The sequence below is a fragment of the Actinoplanes sp. NPDC048791 genome, from assembly GCF_040650095.1.
In the GTDB taxonomy this organism is placed as follows: Bacteria; Actinomycetota; Actinomycetes; order Mycobacteriales; family Micromonosporaceae; genus Actinoplanes.
Genome location: NZ_JBEZGQ010000141.1, coordinates 1 through 12,848 on the forward strand (window position 1 = coordinate 1; position 12,848 = coordinate 12,848).

The following is a 12,848-nucleotide window of genomic DNA, read 5'->3' on the forward strand; positions in this document are numbered from 1 at the left end:
CGAGGCCGACAAATCCCGGTGAAGACCCGAAGTCAGTCAGGCGATGGGTCAGACCCCGGCGGGAGGTGCTCATGAACATCATCTCTGTCAGGCGACCTCTTCGAGCACCCGGCTGCGTTCCCGCACCCGCATCCGGCCGGCCAGGGACAGGTAGACCAGGAAGCCGAGGGCCATCCCGATGAACCAGCTGTACTGGGCGGTGGTGTGCATGCCCGGCCCGCCGGTCCACAGCACCGGCACCATGGCCCCGACCGCGCCGATCGCCGTCGCGATGACGGCCGGCGGGTTGTAGCCCTTGTGGTAGAAGTAGCGGCCCTCGGGCGCCATGGTGAACATGTCGTCGACCACGACGTGCTGCTTGCGGACGAGGTAGAAGTCGGCGATCAGCACCCCGAACAGCGGGCCGATGAAGGCGCCCAGCGTCTCCAGCGTGTAGTGGATGACGTCGGGGTTGTTGTAGAGGTTCCACGGCGTGATCAGCACCGAACCGACGGCGGCGATCATGCCGCCGGCGCGCCAGCTGATCCGCTGCGGGCTGACGTTGGAGAAGTCGAACGCCGGCGAGATGAAGTTCGCGACGATGTTGATGCCGATGGTGGCGATGGTGAAGGTCAGCGCGCCGAGCACGATGGCGAAGGTGCTGTCGATGCGGGCCACGGTGGCCACCGGGTCGGTGATGAGCTCGCCGAAGACCGGGATGGTCAGCGACGACGTGACCACGACCAGGATCGAGAAGGCCAGGAAGTTCACCGGCAGGCCGAGCAGGTTGCCCCGCTTGACCGCCCGGAACGACCGGCCGTACCGGGAGAAGTCGCCGAAGTTGAGCATCGGCCCGGAGAAGTACGAGACCACCAGGGCGATCGCGCCCAGCATGACCGGGATGGCGCTGGCCCCGCTGTACTTGACCTCGCCGAGGTTCAGGTTGATGGCACCCCAGCCGGCTTTGTAGATGAGGTAGCCGGTCAGCACGATCATGACGACGTAGACGGCCGGCCCGCAGAAGTCGATGAACTTGCGGATCGTCTCCATGCCGGTCCAGAAGACCGCGGCCTGCAGGACCCAGAGCACGGCGTAGGTGCACCAGCCGAGCAGCGGCAGGCCGAGGAAGCCGTACTGGTTGACGTCCGCGTACGGCATCAGATCGGGGAAGAGCTTGAGCACCACGACGTCCAGCGCCGCCGAGGCGAGGTAGGTCTGGATGCCGTACCAGGCGACGGCGATCGCGCCGCGGATGATGGCCGGCACGTTCGCGCCGAGGACCCCGAAGACCGTGCGGCAGATCACCGGGTACGGCACCCCGGTCTGCTGCGACGGCTTGGCGACCAGGTTGCAGAAGAAGTAGACGATCGAGATGCCGACCAGCAACGAGACGAGCACCTGCCAGCTGGACAGGCCCAGCGCGAAGAGGCTGCCGGCGGTGACGTACCCGCCGACGCTGTGCACATCGGACATCCAGAACGCGAAGATGTTGTACGAGCCCCAGCTCTGCTTGCGCAGCGGGGCGAGGTCCTCGTTGGTGAGCCGGGGGTCGTACCCGGGCTTGATCTCTCCCGAACCGACCGGCATGCCGGCGGCTTCGACGAGATCCGAACTCTTGGCGACAGTGGTCTCGGCCATGCCCACTCCTGGGGTCGAGCGGCTTCGTTGCGGCTCACGCTAGGAACGGGCTGTTTCGCGGTGATGAGCGGAGAGATATATCTATCCCTGACTGCGCTCGCCCTCGGTGAACAGCCCGGTGTCCCGGGGCAGGCGGGCGATGCAGGCCTGCAGACGCTGGTGGTGCGCCGTGCAGACCGCGATGAGCCCGTCGGTGTCCCGGGCGGTGAAGGCGGCCAGCATCGCCGCGTGGTCCTGGTGCAGCAGGGCCCGCTCGGCCGCGTCGAGGTGCGACATCGGCTGCAACGGCTCGGTCATGTTCCACGCCGTGCTGAGCATGTGCAGCAGCCGGCGCATCCGGCAGGCGCGGATCAGCGCGAGGTGGAAACGCCGGCTCTCCCGGTGGTGGGCGCGGCCGTCGCCGGCAAGGACGGCGGCCTCCAGCGCGGAATGCGCGGCCCGGGCCTGCTCATCGTCCTCGGCGCCGGCCAGCGCCACGGCAACCCGCAGCGCGGCCGTCTCCAGCGCCTCCCGGACCAGGTAGATCTCGCCGAACTCGGCCATGGTCATCCGGGCCACCCGGTAGCCGGTGCGCGCCCGGTGGTCGACCAGCCCTTCGCCGATCAGCGTCATCAACGCCTCCCGGACCGGGATGCGGCTGACCCCGAAGGAGGCGGCCACGCCGTCCACCGGAATCGGCGAGCCGGGCGGCACCTCGCCGTCGAGGATGCAGCGACGCAACTCGTCGAGGATCTCGCGCTGGGAGCTGCCGGGCGGATGGCCGGCCAGCCGGGACAGCAGCACGGAACGGACGCGCGGATTGGGCATGGCCCCTCCTCGAACCGAGGATGTGGACCTGACCCTATGCGTGCCGCGTTATCGGCGTGTTTCCCGCTACTTCAGCGGCTGCAGCTTCAGCTTCTTCGCCCGTACGGTGTTGATGATCTTCTGCAGTCCGGACGCGGTGTTCTTTCCGTGGCCGTGCATGAGGATCACGCCGCCGGCGCTGATCGGCGCCGAGCGGTGGTCGCCGTACCGGATCCGCTCGGTCATCAGCGCCGTGGACGGGCCGTCCCAGTCGTAGGTGTCCGTGGTCCACCGGCAGAGCTGGTAGCCCTGGCCCTTGGCGTGGCTCTGCAGCCGGGTGGTGAAAGCGCCGGCGCCGAACGGCGGCCGCAGCAGCTTCGGCGTGCCGGTCGCCGCCGTGCCGGCAGTGATCTGCTTGACCACGTTCGTCTTGCCCATCCGGCTCAGCGCGGGATGGCTCGACGTGTGGTTGCCGATGACGTGCCCGGCGGCCTTGATCTTCTTGAACAGCGCGGGATTCTTGCGCGCCCAGTCGCCGCGGAAGAAGAAGTGCCCCTTGACGTTGTTGCGCTTGAGCGTGGCCAGGATCGACGTGACCTGGGTCTTGCTGCCCCCGTCGTCGAAGGTCAGCCAGACGTCGCTGGTCGGGTTGCCGCAGCGCTCGATCTGCCGGATGGTGGCCGCGGTCATCGGCTTCGGTGAAGCCACCCCGTCGGCGGCCACAGGCCGGGCGCCCTTCCCCGAGGCGGTACGGACGACCGAACCCGTCGTGACCACAGCCTTGCCCCGCACGGCGTAGCTGCCCTTGGCGTTGGGCAGCTGCAGGTAGCAGGTGCGACTGGCGGTGCGCCGGACCGGGTTCTGCCAGACGGAACCGGTGCAGGTGACCGTGCTGCCACCGGCGCCGGTGGCGGAGATGGACACCTTCGAGGACTTGGGCACCTCATAGACGGTCACGATGATGGGCACGGTGCCGCCCGGGCTGTCGTACTGGGGGGCGCTCACGCCGATCCGGAGGGCGCCCTTCGCGGTCGTCTGCGGGGTGGCGACCTTCGCGGTCGTCTGCGGAGCGGCGACCTTCGCGGCCACCTGGTGGGCGGCGACCGTGCCGCCCTCGGCCACACCGATGCCGGTACCGGCGACCAGCAGGCCGCCGGCGGCGACTGTCGCGACAACCCAGGAATGACGCATGAGACTCCCCCGTGAGCAAGATCGATGGACTCTAGCGTCCGGGCCTCGCCGGCGGAACCGGCCGCGGACACAAAGACGTCCGCCGCCTGCGGGTCGGCAGGGCGGCGGACGGAGGGGGACGTGCTCTACGGGAACTGCATGCGGCGCGGCCGCGGGATCACCGGGGGCGGCAGCGGCAGGTCGGCCAGGTGACTCCAGTTGAGCGAGCCGTTGTCGGTCGACTTGATCTCACCCAGGCAGGCCCGCAGCAGGCCGAGGTTCGGGGCACCGGCGTAGCCGGCGATCACCACCTCGGGTGTCGGATCGAGCTGGGCGATCGCCGCGCAGATCTTCGACACCTCGCGTTCGTCGACCGCGTCGAGCGGCAGCGGCGCCTCGGCCTGCGAGCGGCGCCACGGCGGCCCGAACCGGCGCAGCAACTCGCGGGCCAGCCGGCCGAAGGAGCGGCCGACCTCGGCATCCGCCATGGACATCCGCGCCGACTGGCCGTAGCACCAGGGCACCACCACGTGGCCGTTGATGACCACGAGCTGGTAGACGGACCGGGGGACGCTGATGATCTCGGCCCCCGGCAGCGTGCCGAGAAAAAGGACCAACTCCTCGTACGGCAGGGGCCACCGAGGATTGGTGAGCACTCGTTCCGTGGTCGTCGTCATAGCGGGATGAGCATGGACCTCGCGGTCGATCGCCGTGCTCAAAGCTTCGGGAACCCGGGTCCAGAGCTCTGCGGCAACCTTGTCGCCGAACTGCTCGACCACCCACTCACTGGGACCGACGAGAACGTCTGGGCGCATGCGGTACCACCACCGTCCGTGTCGCTGGCGCTACGTCTGGGTAGAACAGTTCCACTCACGGAGATCGACTGGAAGACCAATCATCGCCGATCTCAAAAACATCCATGAATGAAAACCGGCAGGACGGTCAAACCGTTGCGGCGACATTGGAGCAGCAGGTCCGCGACTCGCGAAACATGCAACTTGCATGGCGAACCGCTGTGCAAGTTGCATGCCGGCTCGCGAATCAGTCCTCTATCCGACAGTGAACCCCTCCCATATTTCGAGCCGATGACCGTCACGCGAACATCAACGGACAGTGATCAAGGCTCGTCGGCGGCCCGGGGAACCGGTAACGTGCCCGGCTGTGATCGACCCGGCCGGCACCACAGCGCCGCCGCCCCGGCGGGCGGACCGCTGGCTGGCCCTGTTCGGCGTGCTGGCACTGGTGTGCGGCGGCGTCTTCGCCTTCAGCGTGGCGCGCAGCCGGGTCACCGCCGGCTGGGCGCAACAGGCCGAGCGGGCGATCCGCGCGACCCTCGACCGGCAGGGCGCCGCGCTGCTGCGCGGGGACCGGAGCGGATGGCTGAGCGGCGTCGACCCGGCACTGTCCGGCGACCTGACCCGCCTGTACGCGAACCTGCGCGGGCTGCGGGTGTCGGGTTGGCTGCCCCGTACCCGCAACGTGCGGACGGGACCGCGGTGGACGGCGGACATCCAGATCCGGGTGTGCTTCTCGGCGCCGGCCTGCCCGCGGACACCCGAGACGTACGTGCCGGCGGGTGACGTCATCTCGGCCCGTACCGAATGGCTGGTGACCGGTGACCGGGCCGTCCTGACCGCCTTCGACCAGACCGGGCCGGACGGCTCGGTGCCGTGGAAACGGGGGACGCTGAGCTTCGCCCCGGGCCGGCGGGTGGTGGTGGCGGCCGCGAAGGGCCTGACCGGTACGAAACCAGAGGCCTGGCTGGCGGCGGCGGAACGCGCGGCACAGGTGGCCGACCGGTACGCCCTGGCCCGGCCCGGCACCTACGTGGCCTTCCTGGCGGACGAGAAACACTGGCGCGAGTCACTGGGCGAGGACCGCGAAGCTGCGGCCTTCGTGGACCGGACCAGCGAGCAGACGGCCTTCGCGATCATCGACGCGACCGCCCTGGACGCGGACCCGACCGACGAACGCCTGCTCCGCCACGAGTTCGGCCACATCGCAACCCTGCTCGGCACCCTGGACAACCAGGACGAATGGGCCATCGAGGGCCTGGCCGAATACATCGCGTACGCGGGCGCGCCGGTGCAGTCGTACGAACTGGTGGCGGACGCGCGCCGGCAGGTGGAGGAGTCGGGCTGGAACGGCCGGCTGGACCTGGAGTGGTCGGCGGAACCGACGGAGAGGTTCGGCTACTACGCGATGGGCTTCCTGGCGATGCGCTGCCTGGCCGAAACGTATGGCGAACCGAAGATGCTGACGTTCTTCACGGAGGTGGCCCGCCGAGGCGAACCACCGGCGGAGGCGGCCGAGGGGGCGCTGGGGATGCCGTGGGACCAGGTGCAGAACGCCTGCCAGCCGAAGATCTTGTCGTGGCTCAGACCCGACGCCGCCGAAGCCCGACAACCAGCGCGATGAGGGCACCGGCGAGGAGGAGGATGCCGACCCCACCGATCGCCAGGAGAGTCAATTGGTCATCGTCGTCACCCGTACCGGCGATGACAGTGGCCGATGTCGCCGGCGCCGGCCGCGAAGGCCGACCGGCAGCCTTCAGCGCGGCGACCAGATTGAGCTCCCCGTTGCCGTAGGTGTCATCCCGCCCGGGCGTGCCTTTGTCCGTGGCCGTCGACTCGAGCACGGATACGACGTCGGCGGCTGACAGCTTCGGATACTTCGACCTGATCAGGGCAGCCGCCCCGGACACGATGGCCGTGGCGACGCTGGTGCCCTCGACCACCCTGTACTCGCGGTCCAGCTTGCCGCCGATCACCGGGATGTCGACGCCCGGCGCCACCAGGTCGAGCTGCGGCCCCCGGTGCGAGAACTTCGTCGCCTCGCCTTTGCGTCCGCTGGCCCCGACAGCGAGCACCTCCGGATAGGCCGCGGGACAGTCGCCCTCGACGCCCTCCTCGCCGTCGTTGCCCGTGGCCGCCACCAGCACCACGTCGGATCTCGCAGCGGCGGCGACAGCCGCGGCCAGGTCATCACCGCCCCCGACGGCGAACGACATGTTGATCACCTTGGCGTCGTGGTCCACCGCCCACTCGATCGCTTTCGCGACGACGAGCGGGCCACTCGCGGGCCTGACCGGCAGAACCTTGGCGCGCGGTGCGATGCCGAGCAGGCCACGATCACCGCCGTGGCCGCGGGCGGCGATGATGCCCGCCATGGCCGTACCGTGCCCCAGCTCGTCCTGACGGGCGTCGCCGGAAGCCGTCACGTCGAAGCCGGGCAGCACGGCGCCCTTAAGGTCGGCCCGATCGGACTGGACGCCTGTGTCGATGACGGCAACGGTGACGCCGGCTCCTTCGGAAACCCGGTGAGCAGCCGCGATGTCCAGCCGCTTCAGATACCACTGGGCGTCCCGGCGCTGGTCGGCCCGGGCCGGCGCGCCGCCGAGCACGGGCATCACCAGGGCCGCCGCGACAATCGTGGCGACGCTTCTGAGCGTCACGGACCGCTTCACCCCTGCCATCCGATGACCCCGGGACCCGGATCGTGACGGTACGTCTTGCGGGAGGGCTCGATGACCGGAGCGACGCCCTGCGAGGTCCCCCATCGGCTGTCCGCGTCCAAGGCGATCTCCATATCCCGATCGTCGGCGTCCGGAAGGTGCCCTCCGCTCATCGGCATGGCAGGCGATCCGCGGGAATGAGCACCAGTTGCAGCCGCGCCCGCTTGCGGTGCCGGTGGGAGCCAGGATGGCGGCGGCGGCTTGACCGGACCGGCCGGACTCCGGCCGGCCACGCTGTTGCCGATGACCGCACCCGGCGGCAGTCCGCGCTGCGCCGCGCCGCCGAGCGGGGTGCCGGTAGGGACCCGGCCTGTGCCGCCACCAACCGGGGTGCCGGTCAGGCCCCGGCCTGCTCCGCCACCGATGACGAGTCCCGGCAGTTGCGAACCCCCGGCAGCAGTGGTGGAGGGCGCCACCACGCTCGGCGCCGGATTGACCGGCGCAGGAGTGATCGCCTCCGCCAGCGAGGGTCCCGCCGGAAGCGTGGTGCCCGGCGCGGTCGGGCCGGACGGCTCCTGGCCAGGCACAGGAGGCGGTGGATCGTGCGGAACCGCGATCCTGTCCGCAGCGCCGACACCAGCTGCCGGCCGGCCATCGGGCCGGTCACCACCTGATTCGTCGCCCGGCCGGGTGCGGGTCTCATCGGGCTGGAACTCGTAGATCGCCGGCGCCGTGATGGCGTTGCCCGGATGCGCCACCCACTCCTCGGCCTCGCGCATGTGCCGGCGGGCCTGCTCGTCCAGCTCTTCCTCGGCGTGGTCCCACCAGCCGGGCACCCAGTCGTCACTCTTGTCGAGATAAGACCGGTAGAGCGGCGCGATCTTCTCCTTCGCCTGTCGCAACGCCTCAATGATCTGGCCCAGCGCGCCGGCGTTGGCGTCGGCGATGTCCTTGTTCGCCTGCATGGTGAACAGCAGCTCATCCATCTCGTCGACGAACGCGCGGGCGGCTCTGTTTCGCTCCGGTGGCCAGGCTTCGATCAGCTTCTGCTTGGCGGCCTCGAGCCGCGAACGTTGATCCTTCAGCAACCCGGCCATCGACCCCAGAGCGGCGACCTGCCGCCAGGACTCGGGATCGTCCTCCCGCGCCACCATGGCCCAGATCCGCGGCGTGTTGTAGGACGACCAGGCTGTCACGCCACTCGGCCGGAAGGTCCCGTCACTCATGGCGCTTCCACGCCGGACCGCGCGGCCCGCGTCTGATCCGTCGCCGCGGTCAACATGTCCTTGATGTTGCTGATGCTCCGCTCCGACTGATCGTCGACGGCCCGGAAGTCCTCGGCTGCCTGCTCGGCAGCGTCGGCGAGGATCCGCGCCGCCTCGATGAAGCGGGTCAGGTTGGTCAGCGAGTGGGCCAGCGCCCTGGCGTAGCTCTCCTTGGCCCGCAGCACGGCCTCGCTGGCATTGGTGGTGCCGAAGGGGATGCCCGCGGAGAACGACTGCCGGGACCGCGCCACGTCGACCGGGTCGATTTTCTCGGCATAGAACCGCACGTCACCGGCGAACTCGACAAGGCCGCCCGTTTCCAGGTGGATCGAGCTGTCGCTCATCGCTGCCTCCCGTGTCGTCCCGGGCGCGGACCCCGCAGGGGAATGTCGACACCGGCCGACGCTCGTCAGCCAGCGCTCACATCCCCCATCCGCCAGCAACACGTCCCCCGGACCCGATCCGGTTCACTTCTCCTGGTCCGGCGGACACGGACGACACTGATCAGCTCCGTCACATGCCGTCCTGGATCTCCAGCAGTCTCTGCCGGCGGCTCTCGTCGATGGCCGCGTATGACTCCGCCGTCGCCCGCAGGCGCGCGCCCGTGTCCTCCAGCGCCTCCGCCGCCGCCCCGATGCCGTCGACCACCACGTCCTGCAGGGCACCCAGCATCACCGGGACCATCACGCACAACTTCCCGTACGCGTCGAAGCCCGGCCGGACCGCCGCCCCAGCCTCCGCCGCCGTCGTCACCCGGCCGGCGATCGCCTCCACGTGGCCGGCGTGGGTCACCAGCTCCTGGGGGCGTACCTCGAATTGGTCTGTCATCGCGTCAGCGAGGCGATCACGGCCTTGCCCGTCTCCGAGTCGGCGCCGACGGTCTCGTCGGTGACCACCCTCGCCTTCGCGGTCAGATCAGCCTGCGCCGCGGCCAGGGTCGCGAGGATCTGCCGGGCTGTTTCCGTCGCTGGTTGCCGACGGATCCCCTCGTCCAGCTCCAGGCCCCTCAGCGCCCCGCCGGCCCCGACGGTCACCGTGACCAGGCCGTCGTCGCTGCGGGCGGCGCCGCTGAGCACGGCCAGCCGGGCGGCGAGCTCGCGGGCCTGCGCCGCCCGCTGCTCGAATCCGGCTTGCCAGTCGTCGACGCGGCGCTCGGCCGCGTCCAGGTCCGGTCCCTCGAACATGGATCCACCGTAGTGCCGGGGTGCGACAGAAAGGCGTTCTAGTCTCGGCCGGTGACCACGTCGTCGATCCAGGAGCTGACCGCGCGCGTCCGGGCCTTCGCGGACGAGCGGGACTGGCAGCAGTTCCACACTCCCAAGAACCTTGCCATGGCGTTGACCGGGGAGGTCGGCGAGCTGGTCGGCGAGTTCCAGTGGCTCACGGCCGATCAGTCCGCCGCCGTCATGGCGGATCCGGAGCTGGGTCCACGGGTACGGGCCGAGCTCGGCGACGTCACCATCTACCTCGTCCGGCTCGCCGACGTGCTGGGCATCGACCTGGTCGCGGCGGCCCTGGACAAGCTCGCCGATTCGGCCCGCCGCTACCCGGTCGACCAGGCCCGCGGCTCCGCGGCAAAGGCACGCGACAAAGCCGAAGCACACAACAAGGCCGCAGCGCACGACAAGACCGAAGCGCGAGACAAGGCCGCAGCGCCAGACAAGACCGACTAGGGAGCCAGGCCGGCCAGGTGGGCCAGCATCGACTGGTTCGCCTCCCACCCGTCCGGGAACTTCACCGGTACGCCCAGGTGGACCGGTTCCGTCGACGGGTGGGCATCCAGCAGCTCCGCGATCCCCGCCCGGGCCACCACCACGCACGCATGCCGGTGCCGCGAGGTCAGTACGCACAGCCGCCCCGACTCCAGGTGGAACGCCGTCGCGTCGCGGCGGCCCGACAGCGGGTGCAGGACCACCGTCAGGTCGTACTCGCGGCCTTGCAGGCGGTTGGCCGTGTCCACCGTGATCTCCCGGGCGTGGGCCGGCAGGAACGACCTGATCGCCGCCACCTGGTCGCGGTGGGCCGCGCCGATCGCGATGCGGTCCGCCGTCAGCGGGGTCTCGCCGGTCTCCGACACGGCCAGCGCGCCCCGGGCCAGCGCCCGGGCCGCGATCAGAGCGCACGCTGCCGCTGCCTCGGCGTCCGTGCGGACCGTGAAGCGGGCCGGGAGTTCGTGCAGGCCCCAGCCGGTGGCCGCCGCCACGTCGAGGACGCGGTCCACGTCGGTCGAGGCCGGTTCGGTGAACGTCAGCCGGCGGTCTTCGGGACCGGTGCCCGACCGGAAGCCGGTGAACGGGTAGAACGCGGCCGCGACCACCGGCGCCGCCGAGGCCGGCAGGCGCCACGACACCGGGAGCCGGTGGACCGGCAGCGTCGGGTTGTGGCGCAGCAGCACGGCCACCGCGCTCTGCATCGGGTCCCAGCTCAGGCCGGTCCAGCGGTCGACCTCCACCGTCGAGAACGGGTCGAGCTGGCCGGGGTCGCCGACGAACAGGGCGCGTTCGAAGCGGGGGGCCACGCGCAGCAGGGCGTCCGAGCGCATCTGGTACGCCTCGTCGACGATCGCCCAGGGCCAGGTGCCCTCGGTGACCGTGGCCCATTTCGCCGCCGTGCCGATCGTGACCGGCGGGCCGCCCAGGTCCGGGACCTTCGCGCCGACGCGGCACGACGGGTGGTTGCGGACGCGTTCCGAGGCGGCGTAGTCCACCGCGGACAGCCGGCCCACCCCCAGCGCCGGGTGTTTCACACCGAGGCGCTCGATCAGGTCGTCCACCTGTTCGTTCGTCTGCGCCACGATCATCAGGGAGGTGCCGGTGGCGGCGAGGACGCCGGCCGCGCGTACCACCAGGGTGCTCTTGCCCGCACCGGGCGGTGAGTCGACCACCACGCCGCGCTGGTCGGAGGTCGCGAGGTCCCGCAGCACCGCGTCGACGACGTCGGCGGCCGCCGCGGCCGGGGAGTCCAGGGACATGGTCACCGACGCACCGTATCCCGTGACGCCGGCACCCGAGATCTTCACCTGGGGTGAGGAAAAGGCTCCACATTGTCACCCGTCGGATATCTGACGCTACTTTGAGTGAATGACCGATGGGGTATACCGTCCGATCCTGCGGCCCCGGCGCGGTGAACTCGCCGCCCTGCACCACCTGGACGCCGCCACCGCCGGCCGGGTCATGCCGATCATCGAGCTCTCCCCCGGCGACCGCCTGCCCCAGCTCGTCCGGCAGATGCCACCCCGGACCGGCGCCATCGCCGTCGACCTGAGCGCGGTCGACGAGCCCGAGGACCCGCTCGATTCGCCGCCGCTGGAGCTCGCCGAGGAACTGGCCGAGGTCGGGGTGGCCATGTTGCCGGTGCTGCGGGCGTACGACAGCCGTCGCCGGCTGGTGGAGCACGGCCTGGCCGCTCGCATGCACCTCGGGCGGGCCGTGCTGCGGCTGCAGCCGCACCGTGACGCGCGCAATCCGGCCACCGCGACCGAGACCACCGACCGGTTGCTGGCCGGGGCCGGCCTCGAGGCCGAGCGGGTAGACCTGGTCATCGACCTGGCCGAGACCGCCTGCGCCGCGCACGCGAACAGCTTCGAGGAGCGCGCCCGGCACGTGCTGCGCTGGTCGCGCTTGTCGCCGTGGCGCTCGGTCACCGTCGCCGCCGGCGCGATGCCGCCCAACCTGGACGACCTGCCCACCGACGAGGCCGTCCCGGTCGGGCGCCTGGACGCCCAGGTGTGGGCGCGGCTGTCGGAGCCCGGCGTGGGCTACGCCGACTACGGCGTGACCTCACCGGTACGGCGCCTCGGCATCAACCACCGCCAGCTGCCCACCCTGCGCTACACCACCGACCGCGACTGGTGGATCTACCGGTGGGCCCGGCGTGGCGCCCGCAGCGACGACCGCTGCCACGACCTGTGCCGGACCCTGGTCGGCTCGGCCCAGTGGCCGGCCGCGGGCGCCCGCTTCTCCTGGGGTGACGCGCAGATCGCCCGGCAGGCCCGCAGCGCGCGCGGCGGCGGCAGCTCGGCCAACTGGATCGCCTGGAGCACGTCCCACCACATCGCCCACGTCCTGCGGGCCCTGCCCCAGGAGGGCGCTTAGCCCAAGTGCCAGGTGGCGATGACGTCGATGGTCGGCCAGACGAAGACGATGTCGCCCTTGGTGTTCGGCACGTCGAAGACGATGGTCGTCTTGTAGGTGCGGCCCGCGACGAGCCGGCGGACGAACGCGCCGTAGTTCTTGTCGCAGTTGCTGCCGTACGCCGAGTTCAGCCAGGTGCCGTCGCGCTGCTGGAAGCGGAACGCGTAGTCGCTCACGTCCGGCTCGCCGGCCAGCACCTTCACCCGCAGCTCGGTGGGCAGGTAGCCGCCGTTCTCGGGCTTGCGGGCGTACGAGTCGCAGCCGGTCTTCCGGAACTTGCCGGTGCGCACGGTGACCTCGAACCGCACCCCGCGCTCGCCCTCGACGACGAACTTGTCGCCGTTGGCCAGCCGCTGCGGTCCGATGCGTTCCAGCAGTGGCCCGGACGGCTCGACCAGCCCGGGCGCGGTCACCCGCCCGGAG

General features: G+C 70.7%; 14 protein-coding genes. 3 read left to right on the forward strand and 11 right to left on the reverse strand.

From position 1 onward, the window contains the following. Nucleotides 1-87: 87 nt before the first annotated feature. From AB0C29_RS13580 to AB0C29_RS13595, 4 genes are all read right to left on the reverse strand, one after another. On the reverse strand, nucleotides 88-1,617 hold the full coding sequence (locus AB0C29_RS13580; protein ID WP_360819703.1) for an NCS1 family nucleobase:cation symporter-1: 1,530 nt from the start codon (nucleotides 1,615-1,617) through the stop codon (nucleotides 88-90). Between the two features lie 81 nt (nucleotides 1,618-1,698). Then, entirely contained in the window at nucleotides 1,699-2,424 is a 726-nt protein-coding gene (locus AB0C29_RS13585) for a GntR family transcriptional regulator (protein ID WP_360819706.1), read from the reverse strand. Nucleotides 2,425-2,490: 66 nt separating this feature from the next. Further along, nucleotides 2,491-3,594, reverse strand: coding sequence for a polysaccharide deacetylase family protein (locus AB0C29_RS13590; RefSeq protein WP_360819709.1), 1,104 nt, complete (start codon nucleotides 3,592-3,594; stop codon nucleotides 2,491-2,493). A gap of 125 nt (nucleotides 3,595-3,719) precedes the next feature. Next, nucleotides 3,720-4,388, reverse strand: coding sequence for a hypothetical protein (locus tag AB0C29_RS13595; RefSeq protein ID WP_360819712.1), 669 nt, complete (start codon nucleotides 4,386-4,388; stop codon nucleotides 3,720-3,722). Between the two features lie 346 nt (nucleotides 4,389-4,734). Here AB0C29_RS13595 and AB0C29_RS13600 point away from each other — a divergent pair, with 346 nt between their 5' ends. After that, a complete protein-coding gene (locus tag AB0C29_RS13600; RefSeq protein WP_360819715.1) occupies nucleotides 4,735-5,991 on the forward strand; it encodes a hypothetical protein in 1,257 nt (418 codons plus the stop codon). Here AB0C29_RS13600 and AB0C29_RS13605 read toward each other — a convergent pair. From AB0C29_RS13605 to AB0C29_RS13625, 5 genes are all read right to left on the reverse strand, one after another. Beyond that, the gene (locus tag AB0C29_RS13605) at nucleotides 5,951-7,027 is read right to left on the reverse strand and encodes a S8 family serine peptidase (protein WP_360819718.1); all 1,077 of its coding nucleotides are present in this window, start codon (nucleotides 7,025-7,027) and stop codon (nucleotides 5,951-5,953) included. The two genes, AB0C29_RS13600 and AB0C29_RS13605, sit on opposite strands and share 41 nt — an antisense overlap. 8 nt (nucleotides 7,028-7,035) lie before the next feature. Next, nucleotides 7,036-8,253 (reverse strand): hypothetical protein, encoded by a 1,218-nt coding sequence (locus AB0C29_RS13610; protein WP_360819721.1) that lies wholly within the window; start codon nucleotides 8,251-8,253, stop codon nucleotides 7,036-7,038. Beyond that, a complete protein-coding gene (locus AB0C29_RS13615; RefSeq protein ID WP_360819724.1) occupies nucleotides 8,250-8,636 on the reverse strand; it encodes a hypothetical protein in 387 nt (128 codons plus the stop codon). The genes AB0C29_RS13610 and AB0C29_RS13615 overlap by 4 nt, the downstream gene beginning before the upstream one ends. Before the next feature lie 169 nt (nucleotides 8,637-8,805). Continuing rightward, entirely contained in the window at nucleotides 8,806-9,120 is a 315-nt protein-coding gene (locus AB0C29_RS13620) for a type VII secretion target (protein WP_360819727.1), read from the reverse strand. Further along, the gene (locus AB0C29_RS13625) at nucleotides 9,117-9,476 is read right to left on the reverse strand and encodes a YbaB/EbfC family nucleoid-associated protein (RefSeq protein WP_360819730.1); all 360 of its coding nucleotides are present in this window, start codon (nucleotides 9,474-9,476) and stop codon (nucleotides 9,117-9,119) included. Before AB0C29_RS13625 ends, AB0C29_RS13620 begins: the two co-directional genes overlap by 4 nt. 51 nt (nucleotides 9,477-9,527) lie before the next feature. Between AB0C29_RS13625 and AB0C29_RS13630 the strand changes: the two genes are divergently transcribed. Further along, nucleotides 9,528-9,965: a nucleotide pyrophosphohydrolase gene (locus tag AB0C29_RS13630; RefSeq protein WP_360819733.1), complete on the forward strand. Its 438-nt coding sequence runs from the start codon at nucleotides 9,528-9,530 to the stop codon at nucleotides 9,963-9,965. Here AB0C29_RS13630 and AB0C29_RS13635 read toward each other — a convergent pair. After that, complete coding sequence (locus tag AB0C29_RS13635; RefSeq protein WP_360819742.1) at nucleotides 9,962-11,263, reverse strand: AAA family ATPase; 1,302 nt, start codon at nucleotides 11,261-11,263, stop codon at nucleotides 9,962-9,964. The genes AB0C29_RS13630 and AB0C29_RS13635 overlap by 4 nt on opposite strands. A gap of 109 nt (nucleotides 11,264-11,372) precedes the next feature. Between AB0C29_RS13635 and AB0C29_RS13640 the strand changes: the two genes are divergently transcribed. After that, the gene (locus AB0C29_RS13640; RefSeq protein ID WP_360819736.1) at nucleotides 11,373-12,386 is read left to right on the forward strand and encodes a beta family protein; all 1,014 of its coding nucleotides are present in this window, start codon (nucleotides 11,373-11,375) and stop codon (nucleotides 12,384-12,386) included. On the opposite strand, the gene AB0C29_RS13645 is transcribed toward AB0C29_RS13640, so the two are convergent. After that, nucleotides 12,383-12,848, reverse strand: a 466-nt coding sequence (locus tag AB0C29_RS13645; RefSeq protein WP_360819739.1) for a hypothetical protein, incomplete at its 5' end; no start/stop codon positions are given. The two genes, AB0C29_RS13640 and AB0C29_RS13645, sit on opposite strands and share 4 nt — an antisense overlap.

What these genes read in the sequence shown, in the direction of transcription:
- AB0C29_RS13580 (WP_360819703.1), bottom strand. Translation starts at nt 1,617, where the DNA reads ATGGCCGAGACCACTGTCGCCAAGAGTTCGGATCTCGTCGAAGCCGCC.
- AB0C29_RS13640 (WP_360819736.1), top strand. Translation starts at nt 11,373, where the DNA reads ATGACCGATGGGGTATACCGTCCGATCCTGCGGCCCCGGCGCGGTGAA.
- AB0C29_RS13615 (WP_360819724.1), bottom strand. Translation starts at nt 8,636, where the DNA reads ATGAGCGACAGCTCGATCCACCTGGAAACGGGCGGCCTTGTCGAGTTC.
- AB0C29_RS13590 (WP_360819709.1), bottom strand. Translation starts at nt 3,594, where the DNA reads ATGCGTCATTCCTGGGTTGTCGCGACAGTCGCCGCCGGCGGCCTGCTG.
- AB0C29_RS13625 (WP_360819730.1), bottom strand. Translation starts at nt 9,476, where the DNA reads ATGTTCGAGGGACCGGACCTGGACGCGGCCGAGCGCCGCGTCGACGAC.
- AB0C29_RS13635 (WP_360819742.1), bottom strand. Translation starts at nt 11,263, where the DNA reads ATGTCCCTGGACTCCCCGGCCGCGGCGGCCGCCGACGTCGTCGACGCG.
- AB0C29_RS13585 (WP_360819706.1), bottom strand. Translation starts at nt 2,424, where the DNA reads ATGCCCAATCCGCGCGTCCGTTCCGTGCTGCTGTCCCGGCTGGCCGGC.
- AB0C29_RS13620 (WP_360819727.1), bottom strand. Translation starts at nt 9,120, where the DNA reads ATGACAGACCAATTCGAGGTACGCCCCCAGGAGCTGGTGACCCACGCC.
- AB0C29_RS13595 (WP_360819712.1), bottom strand. Translation starts at nt 4,388, where the DNA reads ATGCGCCCAGACGTTCTCGTCGGTCCCAGTGAGTGGGTGGTCGAGCAG.
- AB0C29_RS13610 (WP_360819721.1), bottom strand. Translation starts at nt 8,253, where the DNA reads ATGAGTGACGGGACCTTCCGGCCGAGTGGCGTGACAGCCTGGTCGTCC.